General features: G+C 46.8%; 11 protein-coding genes. 7 read left to right on the top strand and 4 right to left on the bottom strand.

What is annotated here, in order from left to right:
- Positions 1-72: 72 nt before the first annotated feature.
- Together G5B12_RS12995 and G5B12_RS12990 are read right to left on the bottom strand one after the other, a co-directional pair.
- On the bottom strand, positions 73-1,203 hold the full coding sequence (locus G5B12_RS12995) for a pyridoxal-phosphate-dependent aminotransferase family protein (protein ID WP_174088457.1): 1,131 nt from the start codon (positions 1,201-1,203) through the stop codon (positions 73-75).
- A 28-nt stretch (positions 1,204-1,231) separates the two neighbouring features.
- Positions 1,232-1,789 (bottom strand): ECF transporter S component, encoded by a 558-nt coding sequence (locus G5B12_RS12990; RefSeq protein ID WP_118169179.1) that lies wholly within the window; start codon positions 1,787-1,789, stop codon positions 1,232-1,234.
- Positions 1,790-2,190: 401 nt separating this feature from the next.
- On the opposite strand from G5B12_RS12990, the gene G5B12_RS12985 reads away from it, so the two are divergent.
- The 4 genes from G5B12_RS12985 (at position 2,191) to G5B12_RS12970 (ending at position 7,143) form a co-directional block, all read left to right on the top strand.
- Positions 2,191-3,324, top strand: coding sequence for a hypothetical protein (locus G5B12_RS12985; RefSeq protein ID WP_244096093.1), 1,134 nt, complete (start codon positions 2,191-2,193; stop codon positions 3,322-3,324).
- Positions 3,325-3,500: 176 nt separating this feature from the next.
- Entirely contained in the window at positions 3,501-4,274 is a 774-nt protein-coding gene (locus G5B12_RS12980) for a class I SAM-dependent DNA methyltransferase (RefSeq protein ID WP_021977068.1), read from the top strand.
- A gap of 18 nt (positions 4,275-4,292) precedes the next feature.
- Positions 4,293-5,174, top strand: coding sequence for an Hsp33 family molecular chaperone HslO (gene hslO, locus G5B12_RS12975; RefSeq protein ID WP_021977069.1), 882 nt, complete (start codon positions 4,293-4,295; stop codon positions 5,172-5,174).
- Between the two features lie 19 nt (positions 5,175-5,193).
- Entirely contained in the window at positions 5,194-7,143 is a 1,950-nt protein-coding gene (locus G5B12_RS12970; protein WP_174088456.1) for an NAD(+) synthase, read from the top strand.
- A gap of 75 nt (positions 7,144-7,218) precedes the next feature.
- Here G5B12_RS12970 and G5B12_RS12965 read toward each other — a convergent pair whose 3' ends face one another.
- Complete coding sequence (locus G5B12_RS12965) at positions 7,219-7,656, bottom strand: FMN-binding protein (protein WP_118071226.1); 438 nt, start codon at positions 7,654-7,656, stop codon at positions 7,219-7,221.
- A 165-nt stretch (positions 7,657-7,821) separates the two neighbouring features.
- Here G5B12_RS12965 and addB point away from each other — a divergent pair, with 165 nt between their 5' ends.
- Positions 7,822-11,151 carry a helicase-exonuclease AddAB subunit AddB gene (gene addB, locus G5B12_RS12960; RefSeq protein WP_174088455.1) on the top strand — a complete coding sequence of 1,110 codons (3,330 nt, stop codon included), beginning with the start codon at positions 7,822-7,824 and terminating at the stop codon, positions 11,149-11,151.
- Positions 11,152-14,874: a helicase-exonuclease AddAB subunit AddA gene (addA, locus tag G5B12_RS12955; RefSeq protein WP_174088454.1), complete on the top strand. Its 3,723-nt coding sequence runs from the start codon at positions 11,152-11,154 to the stop codon at positions 14,872-14,874.
- 120 nt (positions 14,875-14,994) lie between these two features.
- On the opposite strand, the gene G5B12_RS12950 is transcribed toward addA, so the two are convergent.
- Positions 14,995-16,455 carry an RsmF rRNA methyltransferase first C-terminal domain-containing protein gene (locus G5B12_RS12950; RefSeq protein WP_174088453.1) on the bottom strand — a complete coding sequence of 487 codons (1,461 nt, stop codon included), beginning with the start codon at positions 16,453-16,455 and terminating at the stop codon, positions 14,995-14,997.
- Between the two features lie 223 nt (positions 16,456-16,678).
- Here G5B12_RS12950 and G5B12_RS12945 point away from each other — a divergent pair, with 223 nt between their 5' ends.
- Positions 16,679-16,996 carry a PadR family transcriptional regulator gene (locus tag G5B12_RS12945; protein WP_015527209.1) on the top strand — a complete coding sequence of 106 codons (318 nt, stop codon included), beginning with the start codon at positions 16,679-16,681 and terminating at the stop codon, positions 16,994-16,996.

The raw sequence follows: 16,996 nt of genomic DNA, 5'->3' as shown, positions 1-16,996 counted from the left end.
GGTACAAAATTCCTTTTACAGCGTTTTTGGATGATTTTTTGATAAAGAATTAAAAGATATAATAGAGTTGTTCTATTTCATGTTTTCACAGAAGATTTCTTCCATAGATCCGGTAAGCGGAACACCAAGTTTCCGTAAGGTTCCGTCCAGAGCGTGGAAAACGTCGCGTACATTGTAGAAAGTTGCATTGTTTCCCATGTGGCCGATGCGGATGACCTTGCCTGCGAGAACGTCGAAAGAACCTGCAAGCATGATGTTGTAGTCTTTTTTGACTCCGTCTAGGATCGCAGCGGCTGTGGTGCATTCCGGAACTTCAAAAACAGTTACAGTGCTGGAATAGCCGCTGTGGAGATACAGCTTAAGTCCGGCTCCTGTAATGGCCTTTCGGGAGGCTGCGGCGATTTTGGCATGGCGTGTAAGAATCCCGGGATCATCGGCAATGTTGTCAATAGCAGCACGCAGGCCATAGATATCGCTGATCGGCATGGTATATGGAAACCATTTTTCTTCATAATAATGTGCAAAGGTTGTGAGATTTGCGTAGAAAGAAGCAATGGGTGTCTTTCTTTCAGTCATTGCCTTCTTTGCATCGCTGCTGACTACAACAAAGGTAAGTCCCGGAGGTGCGGATACCACCTTCTGTGATCCGCCGCACATGATATCAATCTGACATGCATCAATGTTCAGTGGTTCGCCGAAGGAAGCAGAGACAGAATCTACAACGGTAAGGATTCCATATTTTTTAAGAAGGGGACCGATGGCAGCGACATCGTTGAGCATACCACTTGGAGTATCGCCGTGAACTACGGTTGCATATTTGTAGTCATGGTTATCTGCAAGAAAATCTTCCAGTTCCTTCACATCGAGGGTATTGCGGTAATCTCGGGTATAAAGTTCCGGTTTGCCTCCGTACATGGAAACAAAATCGGCAAAGCCTTTTCCATAGATACCATTGTCGAGAACGAGAACCTTATCTCCAGGCTCAGTCATGGAAGCGATGGCAGCCTCCAGACCAAGAATACCTTCACCACTTAAGATGAGGGTTTCATTGGAGGTGTGGAGAAGAGCGCTGATCTTCTCACAGGTTTCTTTATAAAATTCGACAAAATCTTCGTCCAGATCCGGGTTGGTGCATTCCAGGCTTCTTGCCAGACGGACATTTTCTGCGACCTGTGTAGGTCCCGGTGTCATGATCTTATACATAAACTCACCTCTTGTTTTCTTTGGTTATTTATTTTTTTAATCCGGTTTTTCTTGCTGCAAGGTTTAATGGTGTGATCACTACGAGAACGATAACTGCTGCAACTCCAATCTGTACCAGGTTTCCGGGAATGGAAGATACCGGTGCCAGAGGGTTTCCGTAGATGATAACTTCTGCGATATAATAACCGACAACCTTGATCACGCAGGCTGCGGCGATGGCGATCACATACCATTTCATGTTCTGATGTTTATGGTCTTCCGTGATCTTACCTACGGTGAATCCCATGATGCCTACGATGATAAGGGTAAATGGTGCCCAAAGAGTCCAGCCGGAGAGAAGGTCGAATAAGCCCATTCCGATTCCACCTGCGATGGCTCCGGTTTTCTTTCCGAATAGAATGGCACCGATGAAGAGCGGTACATTTCCAAGATGGATCAGTCCGCCGTTGGCTGCAATTGGAAGCTTGACGTTAATAAATGCGGTGAAGATATAAGTCAGCGCAACAAATACGGCTGTGATGGTGAGAAACTGAACAGATGAAAGTTCCTGATCAGTTTTCTGAGATGTCTGAATTGCTTTTTCCATAGTTATGAATCCTTTCCCGAAAACATCAATATATGGATGTCCTCTTTTCATATGTTTTTGGTTGGGTATACTTTACAACATGAGTGTATACGAATAAAGACACAATTATCGAAAAAAAAAAGGGGACAGATTAAAACAAAACAGAAATTCCGCAGAGGCAGTGTAAAATCGGAAATACAGGATCAGAAGCAGAATGGAATAAGATAGGCACATCTGGGGAGATTATAATATAGGAAAAATTCTGTACGGAATGGGATATTTGTTTACAGGATATTCATAAAGTACAGGGAGAAATCAATTGACAAAGTTGTAATAAAATCGTAAAATGTAGCAAAGAGTGTGTTCAGGAGCGAATATTCCGGACACACTTTGTGACTGATGATGATTATGAGGAGGATACTATGAAGAATAAAAAATTTATCGCACTTTTAGCTATGACTGTTGCTCTTTCTGGTGTCATGACTGCATGTGGCTTCGGAGGAGATAAAAATGACAGCGTGGTTGTGGAGGCTACTCCTACTCCTGCACCGGCGAAGAAAGCGAAGGTGACACCGACTGTTGCAGCAGATGCACAGAATACAACTTATACATCCAAAGATAAATCCGTAGCGATCAAGCTTCCGGATGCAACCTGGGCCAATAAATCCGATGAGACGGATATGTTAAGTTTTGAGTCTCCGGATCAGGGTAAGATCCTGATCCTTCACGGTTCTGGTGCGGATCTGGAGTCTGCAGTAATTCCGAATTCACAGGATATGGCCGTTTCCATGACACAGGCAGAGAACATGGTAAATGGAACGGACTTTGAGATCCAGGATTATAAGTCAGACCAGAAAGACGGAGTTAATATCTATTCCTACACTGTAAAATATAAGGACACAACCAAGAGTGACGGCTATGTATATGCCATCAATAAATATTTTGTAAATGACAGCGAGTATTACAGCCTTGTGGCATCTGTTAAAAAAGAGGATGCTCTGAAAAAGGTTCAGGAGTCTGTCGACAGCTTTGCAATCCTTGGTGATTCCACTCTGAAGAGTGCGGCAAATGGTTCCGCAGCCAAGACTGCCGGTAAAGGTAATGCAGCAGCTTCCTCTGACGGAAGTGCATCTGCAGATGGTAATGCAGCAGCTTCTTCTAACGGAACAGCAGCAGATGGAACTGCAGCTGCCGACGGAAGCACATCTACAGACGGAAGTGCAGCATCTGACGGAACATCTACAGACGGAAGCAGTACATCTGACGGTTCTTCCGATGGAACTGCATCCACTGACAGCAGCTCCTCCGGTGCTATTGTAAATGGCGGATTTACAGATGAGCAGCTTGGCAACACAGATGAGACAAGAACTATTTACAGAAACTCCGATGGTAAACCACGTGTTATCGTTCCGGACGGAAACGGTGCATGGATGGATAACGAAGGAAACCGTTTCACCTTCTCTTCTCAGTATGACTGTGATGTATATGAAGAGGATGGAACAAGCTTCTACTGGCACGGTGAGGCTGCAGACGTATACTATATGCCTGTACAGTAAAGCCTGGAGCAGCAGGAGATTCGGTTAGATAAGAAATCCGGGATCACAGCTTTTGTGGCTGCGGTCCCGGATTTTTTGTGTCATATTATGTCAGAGGCGTATACTTATACAGGAAGACATGGTATAATGTGAACGCTGCGGGCGATGGAACGCCCGGAAAATATTTGGAGGTTTTTATGGAAGCATACAGCGATTTTGCCAGAGTTTATGATATCTTCATGGACAATGTGGAATATGAAAAATGGGCGGAATATCTGATCGGAAGCCTTAAGGAATACGGAATTGAAGACGGGATCGTGCTGGAACTTGGCTGCGGGACCGGAGTGATGACGGAACTTCTGGCAGAGTCCGGTTATGATATGATCGGTGTGGATAATTCCGAGGAAATGCTGGGCGAGGCCATGGAAAAACGGGCAGAGTCCGGCCATGAGATCCTTTATCTGGAGCAGGATATGCGGGAGTTTGAACTTTACGGAACAGTGCGGGCTATCGTCAGCGTCTGTGACTGTATGAATTATATTACAGAGGAAGAAGATCTTCTTACTGTATTTAAACTGGTGAATAATTATCTTGATCCGGATGGAATTTTTATATTTGATATGAATACGCCGTATAAATACCGGGAAATACTTGGAAATACGACTATTGCGGAGAATCGGGAAGAGGGCAGTTTTATCTGGGAAAATGAATTTGACGAAGAGACAGGAATTAACGTTTATGATCTGACTCTGTTCCTTCCAAGAGAAGACGGACTTTATGAGAGAGATGAAGAAATCCATTACCAGAAGGCCTATGAGCCGGAGAAAATCCGGGAATTGCTTGAAAAGGCAGGCCTTATCCCTCTGGCAGTTTATGATGCATACACCAAGGATGCACCGAAACCGGACAGTGGAAGACTGACTTTTGTGGCAAGAGAACATGGCAAAGGAATTTCGGCAGAAGAGAAATAAAGGAGGAAATTTTTTTATATGAGTGATTATATTGTAAGAGCAACAGCGGCAAACAGCCAGATCCGTGCGTTTGCGGCTGTGACAACAGATATGGTGGAGACAGCGAGACAGAATCATAATACCAGCCCGGTGGCAACAGCGGCACTGGGACGTCTCCTTACCGGTGGTGCCATGATGGGAGCGATGATGAAAGGGGAAAAAGATCTTCTTACACTTCGTATCCACGCAGGCGGACCGCTGCAGGGGATTACGGTAACTGCGGATTCTCACGGAAATGTAAAAGGTTATGTAGGAAATCCGGATGTATGTATTCCGGCAAACAGCAAAGGCAAACTGGATGTTGCGGGAGCTGTCGGTGTAGGGTTTATGGATGTGATCAAGGATATGGGCTTGAAAGAGCCATATGTGGGTCAGGTTGCACTTCAGACCAGTGAGATTGCAGAAGACCTTACCTATTATTTTGCCACCAGTGAGCAGGTTCCGTCTGCAGTAGGACTGGGTGTGCTGATGAATAAGGATAATACGGTTCGTCAGGCCGGCGGCTTTATTGTGCAGCTGATGCCGTTTGCAGAGGAAGAAGTGATCGCAAAGCTTGAGGAAAACGTATCAAAGATCGATTCTGTTACCAGCCTTCTGGAGCAGGGCCATACACCGGAAAGCCTTCTTGAGAAAGTACTGGAAGGTTTTGATATCGAGATCAATGATACACTGCCCACACAGTTCCACTGCAACTGCTGCAGAGAACGTGTGGAAAAAGCGCTGATCAGCATTGGAAGAAAAGAACTCAACGAGATGGTCCAGGAAGGCAAGGACATTGAGATGAACTGCCATTTCTGCAATAAAAATTATAAATTCAGCGTGGAAGATCTTAAGAGAATCATAAAAGAGTGCAAGCGATAAGCCGCAGGAGGAAGAAAAAATGAAGCATGGTTTTATCAAGGTGGCAGCAGCAACGCCGAGAGTTACCGTTGCAGACTGCAAGGCAAACGGGGAGGAAATCCTGAAGGCCATTCATGAAATGGAAAAAGAGCATGTCAAGCTGATGGTATTTCCGGAATTCTGTATCACAGGATATACCTGTCACGATCTTTTTCTTCAGAGATGCCTTCTGGACAGTGCGTGGGATGAACTTCTCCATATTGCAGATGAGACAAAAGAGACAGATGCCCTGATTTTTGTGGGACTTCCACTGCGTCACAGAGGCAAACTTTATAATGTGGCAGCTGCCCTGAATCATGGCCGTATCGTGGGATTTGTGCCGAAGACTCATATTCCTAATTATAACGAGTTTTATGAACAGAGGCAGTTCGCCGGTGCAGAGGAAGAAGATGTGGAATTTGTGGACTTCCTGAAAGGCGTGAAAAATGAGGAAGATGAGTTCTGGGATGAAATTCCTTTTGGAACAGAGCTGATCTTTGAGTGTGAGGAATTCCCGGAATTTACTGTTGCGGCAGAGCTCTGTGAGGATCTCTGGGTTCCGGCACCGCCAAGTATCCGTCATGCCATCAACGGTGCCCATATTATCGTCAATCTTTCTGCCAGCGATGAGATGGTAGGAAAGGATTCCTACCGGAGAACTCTGGTAAGCGGGCAGTCCGCACGGCTGATCTGCGGATATATTTACGCAAGCGCAGGAGAGGGCGAGTCCACCCAGGATCTTGTGTTCGGCGGACAGAATATGATCGCGGAAAATGGCTCCATGCTTGCGGAAAGCAGACGTTTTGAGAACGGCATTATTTACAGTGAGATCGATGTACAGAGACTGGCTGATGAGAGAAGAAGAATGTCCACATATCCGGCAGTTTCCATCTGTAGCCATACAAGAGTTGGTTTTTCCGTAGCAGAGGAAGAAACCAGACTTACCAGAAAGTATCCGCAGTATCCGTTCGTTCCGTCTGTGAAGGAAGAACGTGATGAGCGCTGTGAGGAGATCCTGAATATCCAGGCTATGGGACTTAAGAAACGTATGGAACATATCCACAGCAGGAGTGCGGTGGTAGGACTTTCCGGCGGGCTGGATTCCACACTGGCGCTTCTTGTAATGGCGCGTGCTTTTGACCGGATGGGAATGCCGAGAGATCAGATCCACTGTGTGACCATGCCGTGTTTTGGAACCACAGACAGAACCTATCAGAATGCCTGCAAGTTAAGCCGCTGCCTTGGTGCAAAACTTACTGAGGTGAATATTAAAGAGGCGGTAAATGTACACTTCCGGGATATCGGACATGATCCGGACATCCACGATGTGACTTATGAGAACAGTCAGGCACGTGAGCGTACCCAGATCCTGATGGATACGGCAAACAAGGAGGGTGGAGTTCTTGTGGGAACGGGAGATCTTTCCGAGCTGGCTCTTGGATGGGCAACCTACAATGGTGACCATATGTCCATGTATGGCGTGAATGCTTCTGTCCCGAAGACACTGGTACGTCATCTGGTACGTTATTATGCGGATACCTGCGGGGATGAGGAGTTGAAAGAAGTTCTTCTGGATATTCTGGATACGCCGGTCAGCCCTGAGCTTCTGCCGCCGAAGGATGGCAAGATCGCCCAGAAGACCGAAGATCTGGTAGGACCTTATGAACTCCATGATTTCTATCTGTATTACATGCTGCGTGCAGGATTTACACCGGATAAGATCTATCGGCTTGCCTGCCTGACTTTTGACGGAATTTATGATAAAGAGACGATCCTGAAATGGCTGAAAACCTTCTACCGGAGATTTTTTGCCCAGCAGTTCAAGCGTTCCTGCCTGCCGGATGGACCGAAGGTAGGTAGTGTGGCACTTTCTCCAAGGGGAGATTTAAGAATGCCAAGTGATGCAAGTGCAAGGATCTGGCAGGATGTGCTGGAGAAGATTGAAATCTGAAGATAGATCACAGAGTGTAATGGAAAGGTACGATTTATGATCGGATTTACCTGACATGATAAAAAAGCGGAGAGCTTATGTGTTCTCCGCTTTTTTTACTGCGTCTGTGATGGCCGAAAGGAGTACCTGGGAGGTATATTTCCGGTCTCCTGCATACTGAATGTCCTCCAGGGACTGGCTGGAATAAATCTGGCTTGCCAGGGAATTCAGAACCGGCTCCATGAGAGGGTAGGAAGCTTTTGTTGTTTCGCTTAAGTTTACCAGACGAATGGCTTTGATTTTGTCAGCGTTTACGGTGACTTCCACATCAAAGGTATTATCATTCAGGGTAATGGAAGAGGTGTATACACCCGGTTTGTAGCGGGATTTTTCGCCGGCTGTATGGCTGGCAGCTTTTCCGGGACCGAACATGAAGAAAAGGATGACAGCCAGAACAACAGCCAGAGCCAGAAAGACGGCTGTGTAGATGATCTCTTTCATATGTAGGACGATGATCCTGGTTTTGGAACTCATGGCGCACGCCTCCCGAAGCTTTTTTATATAGTTTATTAAAAGAGAAGAGAATTTATGCCAGAGCGCCCGTTCTATGGGAACAGGATTTGTGGTATGATAGAGATACTTCAGGTGTAAAATGCGCCAGAGCGACCGAAAATCTGCAGGAAAATCAGGAGGAAAAGAATGTCACTACAGTTTATTATAGGAAGTTCCGGAAGTGGAAAGTCCTGTTATGCATATCAGAATATCATAGAACAGGCCGGACTGCATCCGGAGAAGCTTTTCTTTGTGATCGTGCCGGAACAGTTTACCATGCAGACCCAGAAGACACTGGTGGAGATGAGTCCGGGAAAAGGAATCCTGAATATTGATATTTTAAGTTTTGAGCGTCTGGCATACCGCGTGCTGGAGGAAGTTGGCGGAGACAGCCGTACGCTTCTGGAAGAAACCGGTAAGAGCATGGTGCTCCAGAAGATGGTCCAGCAGCATGGAAAGGAGCTTTCCTACCTGGGAGGCCAGATGCGTAAGGCGGGATATCTGGATGAAGTGAAGTCCATTTTGTCAGAATTTATGCAGTACGATATCCGGGACAGTGAAATTCAGGAGATGATCGAGGATTCCAGTGACAGGGCATTACTTCAGATGAAACTGAAAGATGTATCTGTTCTTTACCAGGCATTTACCGGGTATCTGAAGGATCATTATATGACGGGAGAAGAAGTGATGGACGCTCTGGAAAAAGCTCTTCCTTTTTCCAGAAAGATGAAAAACAGCGTTCTTCTTCTGGATGGATACACCGGTTTTACTCCCATCCAGATGCGGGTGGTGGGAGAATTGCTTGCTGTCTGTGAAAAAGTGATGGTAACGGTGACCATGGATGCGGCTGAGAATTTAAGTACCAGAGGGAAGCCCTATCAGCTTTTTTACATGAGCCGTCAGATGATCCACAGACTTTCGGAACTGACCAGGGAGATTGAGGAGCCGGTCCTTTTGAAAGATGTGAAAAAATCCCGGTTTTCCCAGGCGCCTGCACTACATTTCCTGGAAAAAAATATCTTCCGTTACCGGAAAAACGTATATAAAAAGAAACAGGATGAGATTTGTATGTTTTCCGCGACAAGTCCCCTGAAAGAGATGGAAGAAACTGCCCGGCGGATCGCCAGACTTATCCGTGAAAAAGACTGCCGCTACGGTGAGATCGCAGTGATCACCGGTAACCTGGAGGAGTATGGAAATCTTGCAAAGCAGGTATTTGCGGCAGCCGGGATCCCGTATTTTATTGATGAGAAACATACGGTTCTTATGAATCCTTTTGTGGAATATTTCCGGGCAGCTCTTGAGATGGCAGTACAGGATTTTTCCTATGAAAGTGTATTTCGTTATCTCCGATGTGGAATGTCCTGTGTGACCAGGGAAGAAGCAGATCTTCTGGAGAATTATGTGCTGGCACTTGGAATCCGGGGATTTAAGAAATGGGATGAAGTATGGGTGCGCATCTATCGGGGGATGCCTCCGGAAAATATTCAGAGGCTTAATGAGATCCGGGAGCGGTTTGCAGATGAGACCAGGGAGCTGGCGTTAAGTTTTAAAGGCGGGAAGAAGACGGTACGGGAATACTGTACCATTCTCTATGAGTTTGCCCTGAAGAGCCAGGTGCAGCAGAAACTGAAACATCAGGAACTGAAATTTAAGGAACAGGGCGACAAGGCCATGGAGAAGGAGTATGCTCAGATATACGGGATCGTTATGGAACTTCTGGACAACATGGTGGAGATCCTGGGTAAGGAGACAGTGAGCCGCCAGGATTTCCGGCAGCTTCTGGAGACCGGTCTTAACCAGGCCAAGGTGGCGTTGATCCCGCCAAGCATGGATCAGGTACTTGTGGGAGATATGGAGAGAACCAGGCTGAAAGATATCCGGGCGCTGTTTTTTGTTGGAGTCAATGAGGGAAATATCCCCAAGAATACTTCCGGTGGGGGGATTTTAACAGAGCTTGACAGGGAGTTTTTTCAGGATCAGGGGATACAGCTGGCACCTGGTCCGAAAGAACTGATGAATACGCAGAGATTTTATCTCTATCTGAACATGACCAAGCCAAGAGAACTGCTCTGTCTTTCTTTCTGTCAGTCAGACAGTCAGGGAAAAGCTTTAAGCCCGGCCTTTCTTATTAATAATATCCGGGAAATGTTTCCGGAAATGGAAATCCGGCAGTGTGGAGAAGTGCAGGACTCCATGGAGCTTCTGGAACTTCCGGGAATCAGTCTGGATTATCTGCTGAAAGGTCTTGCGGGAGAAGAGTATCGGGATGATGCAGTGTTCCAGGAATTGTACAGCTGGTACCTTCAGAGTCCGGAATATAGGACACTTGTGAAACGGCTGACAGAAGTATCTTTTTCGGAACGTCCATCGGATATGATCGGAAAAACTGTGGCAGGGATTCTTTACGGGGAAGTTTCTCCATACAGTGCTACCCGGCTGGAGCGGTTTGCGGCCTGTGCATTTGCACATTTTCTGCAGTATGGCCTGAAAGTGACAGAACGGGCGGAATATGAATTCCGTGCTATGGATATGGGAAATGTGATGCACATGGCACTGGAAAAATTTGCGGCGGAAGTCCGAAAAGAGGGACTGGACTGGGCGGATCTTACAGAGGAAGAGAGAAACCGTATCATAGATGACTGTCTGGATCAGGTTTCCGCAGATTACGGAAATACAGTTCTCAAAAGCAGTGCAAGGAATGAATATATGATCGAGCGTACCAGACGGATCTTAAGGCGTACGGTGTGGGCACTGCAGGAACAGCTGAAACATGGAGAATTCCGGCCGGAAGGCTTTGAAGTGAAGTTTGAGGGTGGCCGGATCGACCGTGTGGATATTATGGAGGAGCCGGAGAAGAACCGGGTCTATGTAAAGGTCATTGATTATAAGACAGGAAATACTTCCTTTGATATGCTTGCACTGTATCATGGACTGCAGCTTCAGCTGATGATCTATCTGGATGGTGCGCTGAAGGTGGAACAGAGAAAATATCCGGAACGGGAGATCGTTCCTGCAGGAATTTTTTATTATAATGTGAAAGATCCCATGATCCAGGAGAAGATCCATGCGGATGTAGAGCGGGTTCAGGACCAGGTGATGAAAAAACTGAAAATGAACGGTCTGGTCCAGGCGGATGATGATGTAAGCATAAAGATTGATGAAACCCTTGCATCCATACCGGTGTCCAGAAATAAGGACGGAAGTTTCAGCAGGCGGTCTTCGGTGGCATCCAGGCAGCAGTTTAATGCACTGGGGGAATATGTGCGCCGTAAGATCTGCGACATCCGGGAGTCTATTCTGGACGGAAACGCGGCAGTGGCGCCTTATGAGCTTGGAAAAAAGAACGCCTGTACCTATTGTCCGTATATTACAGTGTGCGGATTTGACAGAAAGGTACCGGGATATGAGTTTCACAGATTACCATCGTTCTCAGAAAGTGACCTGTGGAAAAAAATCATGAAGGAGGACGAATAAATGGCTGTGAAATGGACGGAAGAACAGGAAAAAGTCATCACGCTCCGGGACAGGAATATTCTGGTCAGTGCGGCAGCCGGTTCCGGTAAAACCGCAGTACTGGTACAGAGGATCTTAAGTAAGATCATGGATTCTGTGAAACCGGTGGATATTGACCGCCTTCTGATCATGACATTTACAAGGGCGGCAGCCGGAGAGATGCGGGAACGTATTGAACGTGCCCTGGATCAGGCACTGGCCGAAGATCCGGATAATGAGCATCTACAGAGACAGATGACACTGATCCATACTGCACAGATCACGACCATTGACGGATTCTGCTCCTATGTGATCCGGAATTATTTTCATCTGATCGGACTGGACCCGGGTTACAGGACAGCAGATGAAGGAGAACTGAAGCTTTTGCAGGAAGACGTGCTCAAGGAGCTTTTTGAAGATTATTATGCAGAGGGCGATGAGGATTTTACCACTTTTGTGGAATGCTATGCGGCAGGGAAATCCGATGAAAGCCTGAAAGAGCATGTTCTGGATCTGTATGATGCGTCCATGAGTAATCCCTGGCCCGAAGAGTGGCTGGATGGCTGTGTGGAGAATTATTGCCTGGACCCGGAAAAAGGAATTGTGGAAACAAAGTGGTACCAGTCTCTGTGGGAAATTGTGGACAGTGCGCTGAAGGAAGCAGAAGAACTGAACCGGAGTGCCATGGAGATCTGTGGAGAAAGTGAGGGACCGGAACTGTATCTGGATGCCCTGCAGAAAGATCTTGTGCTGATCCGGCAGTTGCAGGAACTGTCCGATAAACAGGACTATGATCAGATGGTACAGACTCTGCAGAATCTTTCATTTGCAAGGCTTTCCACAAAAAAGATGGAAGGGGTATCCGGCCAGCTGAAAAGTCTGGTAAAAGATATCCGGGAAGATGCAAAGGATATCCTGAAAGATCTGGGAAGCCGGTATTTTCAGTGCAGTCTTGAGGAACTGACGGAGCTGACGCTGGCATCTGCAGGACCATTAAAGATGCTGGTAAAACTCACCAAAGATTTTGCACAGCGTTTCAGTGACAAGAAGAGGGAAAAAAATGTCCTGGATTTCTCAGACATGGAACATTTTGCCCTGGAGATCCTTCTGAAAAAAGAAGGAGATATCTGTACGCCAAGCCAGGCAGCAAGGGAACTTTCCGAGAAATACGATGAGGTTCTTCTGGATGAATATCAGGACAGCAACCTGGTTCAGGAAATCCTGATGCAGAATGTTTCCGGCTGGGTGAATGACCGTAAAAATATCTTTATGGTAGGAGATGTGAAGCAAAGTATTTACCGGTTCCGACTGGCTCGTCCGGAGCTGTTTATGGAGAAGTACAAAAGCTATTCTCTGACAGACAGCCTGGAGCAGAGGATCGATCTTCACAAAAATTTCCGAAGCAGACAGGAAGTTCTGGAAAGTGTCAACTTTATTTTCCGACAGATCATGGGAGCGGATCTGGGTGGAATTGATTATGATGAGGCGGCTGCTCTGTATCCGGGAGCCTCTTTTCCGGAGGGACAGGATAGCGAATTCGTAAAGACTGAGGTTCTTCTTGTGGAAAAAGACGGGGAGATCCTGGAGGATTCCGATGTGGACGCACCGGAAAATGAAAGGGAGCTGGAGGCTCTGGCCATTGCAGGAAAAATCCGTTCCATGGTGGGACATGACCTTGTGCTTGACAAGGAAACCGGGGAGTACCGTCCTGTACGGTATGGAGATATTGTGATCCTGCTCCGCTCTGCCACCGGATGGGCAGAGACTTTTGGGGAAGTGCTGGCTGCAAGAGGGATTCCGTCCTATACGGCGTCCCGAACCGGATATTTTTCCACAACAGAGGTTGTTACACTTCTGAATTATCTCCGGGTGCTGGATAATCCTCTTCAGGATATTCCTCTGACCGGTGTGCTTCGTTCTCCCATTGTGGGATGCACCACAGAGGAGCTGGCAGAGCTTCGGATCGCATATCCGGAGGGAATGATCTGTGAATGTGTGCGGGCATTTGTGGAGGATTATCGGGAACACCGGATTTTTGAGGAGAAGAAAAAAACTCTGGGAGAGAAACTGTCCCGTTTTTGGGACACAATGAACGGACTCCGGGATATGGCTGCATATACGCCGGTCCACCAGCTGATCCTGGAAGTGTTGGAACGTACCGGATATGGAAACCATGCAAAGGCTATGCCAGATGGCGCACAGAGAAGTGCAAACCTGAACATGCTGGTGGAAAAAGCCATGGAATACGAGAAGACAAGTTATCGTGGTCTGTTTAATTTTGTACGGTATATCCAGAAACTGCAGCAGTATCAGGTGGATTACGGAGAGGTGAATCTTTCCGGAGCAGGAGAAAGTGCTGTGCAGATCATGACCATTCATAAGAGCAAGGGTCTGGAGTTTCCTGTTGTGTTTGCGGCAGGAATGGGGAAAAGGTTTAATTTCCGGGATATGAATGCAAGTATTCTGATCCATCCGGATCTTGGCATCGGTGCGGACGCCATACTGCCGGAAAAGAGGATCATCGCATCATCCCTGTGCAAACAGATCATCCGCCGGGAACTTCTTAAAGAAAGTCTGGGGGAGGAACTCCGTGTGCTGTATGTAGCACTTACCAGAGCAAAAGAAAAACTGATTCTCTGTGGAACAGTGGGAGATCTGGAACAAAAATTGACATCACTGTCCGTATTAAGGGACAGTAAAGAAGAGCTGCTTTCTCTGGGACTGCGTATGCGTGGAAAAACTTACTGGGATTATGTACTTCCATCTCTTGCAAGGCACAGGTGTATGTCGTCACTTTTCCATGAATATGGAATATTTATGAACCGGATGAATCCACTGTATGGGGATCCTTCGGAATTTGTGGTGACGAAGATCACAGCACAGGATCTTACAGAAAATGAGATTGTGGAACAGGCAGAGCGGGAAATGAAGAAAGAAACTCTGGAAAACTGGAATCCGGGCAGAGTTTTTGACAGTGAGATCCGGGAAGAGATCGAGAGACGGTTTTCTTTCATATATCCATATCAATATCTGGAAGATCTTCCTGTGAAAGTCAGTGTATCAGAACTGAAAAAGAGAAGTTACCACAGTGAACAGGATCTTGAAGAGACGGTGGATTATGAGACGGAAGAAGAAATTCAGCCGATAGTTCCTCGGTTTATCGAGGAGAAAAAAGAGGAAGGTTATGCAGGAGCACTTCGCGGAACGGCTTATCATCGGGTGATGGAGTGCCTGGATTACGGACATGCCGGAAGCCAGGAGGAAATCCGCAGTCAGCTGAGAGAATGGGTTGATAATAAGAAGATGGAAAGAAAAGAGGCTGAGTCTGTCCGGGTAAGAGACATCTGGAACTTTGTGGAATCATCTCTCGGCCAGAGGATGAAAGCGGCTTCAGAGAAGAAGCTGCTGTTTAGGGAGCAGCCGTTTGTGATCGCAAGAAAAGCTTCGGAGCTGGAACCGGAGTGGCAGTGCGAGGAAGATGTTCTGGTGCAGGGAATCATTGACGGATATTTTATTGAGGATGAAGAAATCGTTCTGGTGGACTATAAAACGGACTTTGTGAGACGTGGAGAAGAACAGAAACTGATCGACCGTTATCATGTCCAGCTGGAAGATTATGCCCAGGCACTGGAGAGGATGACGGGCCGGAAAGTGAAGGAACGGTATATTTATTCGTTTACTCTGGGAAAAGAAATTCTGTTGTAAGAAATATTGTTGTGAAAAATAAAAGTCAGAGACCGAATACTTACTTTGCAGAAAGGTTCGGTCTCTGACTGGCAAATGCGATATTATATTGATGTGGGGAAATATCCTGCGGCGGAGCGCTTATACTCTCCAGCCTGCAGGATATTTGTTTTTAAGGATTCCGTTTACAAGTTTTCCGAAGCCGAGAGGATAACCGTCCACGCAGAGAAGATGCCAGCCTTTTTTGTGAGCGGCCTCTTCCGGCTCGATCATAAGAGTTTCGCCTTTCAGATAACGGGTAAGCCGCTCATCAGAAACCGGCAGAGAGATAACGGCTTCCACATCTCCTTTATGAAGAGCCAGCGCCAGTGGCTGAGACGGTTCAAATCGGTTTTTCTTCAGATCACCCAGATAGAGACCGTTTCGAAGGAAGGAGATCCCACGGAGATCCAGCGGGAAAGGCAGCTGGTAGTACACTTTATCTTTGCGGACTTCCACACGGTTCCAGTCAAATTCCTGGCCGCCAATGGTTTTCAGGCCGATCTCCGAGAAAAATTCCTCCAGCCATTTCCGAGTGTTTTTGTCCGGCCCTTTTGCGGAGAAACGGAAAACAGGTGGAAGAGAATCGCCTTTTTTGTGGAACAGGGCGAGAAAATGACCTTCGCCATCCATTTTGTGTGGAAAGATTCGAACGCATTTTTGAAGTTCTTCCGGATCAAATGTATTTAAGTTTAATGTGATTTCGGAATCGGAATCATCGGCTATACCGGCATATTCCGGGCGGCCCTGAGAGAATCCTTCGTATCCCTGCATTTCCATAAGTTCCATATCCGGACGCTCATGGAGAAGATAAGCCACAACCTCTTCATCTTCGCAGGGGGAGAAGGTGCAGGTGGAGTAAAGCATCATTCCGCCTGGACGAAGCATATCGGCAGCTTTTAAGATCAGGTCTTTCTGGATATCGGAAAGTTCCGCGGATTTTTCCGGTGTCCAGTCACGGGCAAGTGCCTCCTCTTTTCGGAACATGCCTTCCCCGGAGCATGGGGCATCCAGAAGTATCTTGTTAAAGAAAGCCGGGAAACGCTGGGCAAGTTTGGCGGGTTTTTCGTCGGTGACGAGCATATTTTTCATGCCAAAAAGTTCCAGGTTCCGAAGAAGGGCTCTGGCCCTGGAAGTACTGATATCGTTGGCAAGAAGGAATCCGGTATCATTTAAGGCAGCTCCAAGTGCCGTTGCTTTTCCTCCGGGAGCCGCACAGAGATCCAGGACAAAGTCTCCCGGTTCGATGGCAAGTCGGGAAGCCGGTGTCATGGCACTTGGTTCCTGAAGATAATAAAGTCCTGCCTGGTAGTAAGGACATCGGGCGGGGCGGCTTTCCTCATCATAGAAGTATCCGGTGCTGATCCACGGGATCGGCCGGATTGGGAAAGGGGAAAGTTCCTGAAAGTCCTGGCAGGAGAGCTTTGCGGTGTTTACACGGAGACCGTAGGTGCGGGGATTTTCGTAGCTTTCAAGGAAAGCGTCATAATCATCTCCAAGCATTTCTTTCATACGCTCCAGAAAAGGAAGCGGTAATGTCTGTATTTTATCTGAATCTGTCATAATTTCCTCCATAATATCAATCTCAAACTGCTGAAAATATTATAAAGGATGAAAGGATTTTTCTAAATACTATTGACAAAACTATATTATACGATATATAGTATTATTCACAGAACAATATTACATGACTTATCATGTGAATGAAAAACGCCATCGCGTTTCATGAGCATGTAGTAAGGTGGAAGTTGAATGTCCATTTTACAGGTCATAGAGAGGTGAGCAGATGGTATTTAATACAGGAGCAGCCCTCCTGGATGCGATCGTCCTGGCTGTTATTTCCAGGGAGAAGGACGGTACCTACGGGTATAAGATCACCCAGGATGTGCGAAGTGTTCTGGAAGTTTCAGAATCCACGCTGTATCCGGTTCTTCGGAGGCTTCAGAAGGATGAATGCCTGGAAGCCTACAATATGGAATATGCAGGCAGAAACCGGAAATATTACAAGCTGACAGATAAGGGCGCAGCGCAGCTGAATCTTTACAGAAGTGAATGGGAGATCTATTCATCCAAGATTACCAGGATGTTTGAGGAGGGAGTATAA

It is taken from the genome of Blautia sp. MSK.20.85, from assembly GCF_013317245.1.
In the GTDB taxonomy this organism is placed as follows: Bacteria; Bacillota; Clostridia; order Lachnospirales; family Lachnospiraceae; genus Blautia_A.
Note: the sequence above shows the minus strand (reverse complement) of the source record. Positions and strands in the feature narration are given on the sequence as shown.

Coding starts and splice junctions, on each gene's coding strand:
- G5B12_RS12995 (WP_174088457.1), bottom strand. CDS start 1,203: ATGTATAAGATCATGACACCGGGACCTACACAGGTCGCAGAAAATGTC.
- G5B12_RS12990 (WP_118169179.1), bottom strand. CDS start 1,789: ATGGAAAAAGCAATTCAGACATCTCAGAAAACTGATCAGGAACTTTCA.
- G5B12_RS12985 (WP_244096093.1), top strand. CDS start 2,191: ATGAAGAATAAAAAATTTATCGCACTTTTAGCTATGACTGTTGCTCTT.
- G5B12_RS12980 (WP_021977068.1), top strand. CDS start 3,501: ATGGAAGCATACAGCGATTTTGCCAGAGTTTATGATATCTTCATGGAC.
- hslO (WP_021977069.1), top strand. CDS start 4,293: ATGAGTGATTATATTGTAAGAGCAACAGCGGCAAACAGCCAGATCCGT.
- G5B12_RS12970 (WP_174088456.1), top strand. CDS start 5,194: ATGAAGCATGGTTTTATCAAGGTGGCAGCAGCAACGCCGAGAGTTACC.
- G5B12_RS12965 (WP_118071226.1), bottom strand. CDS start 7,656: ATGAGTTCCAAAACCAGGATCATCGTCCTACATATGAAAGAGATCATC.
- addB (WP_174088455.1), top strand. CDS start 7,822: ATGTCACTACAGTTTATTATAGGAAGTTCCGGAAGTGGAAAGTCCTGT.
- addA (WP_174088454.1), top strand. CDS start 11,152: ATGGCTGTGAAATGGACGGAAGAACAGGAAAAAGTCATCACGCTCCGG.
- G5B12_RS12950 (WP_174088453.1), bottom strand. CDS start 16,455: ATGACAGATTCAGATAAAATACAGACATTACCGCTTCCTTTTCTGGAG.
- G5B12_RS12945 (WP_015527209.1), top strand. CDS start 16,679: ATGGTATTTAATACAGGAGCAGCCCTCCTGGATGCGATCGTCCTGGCT.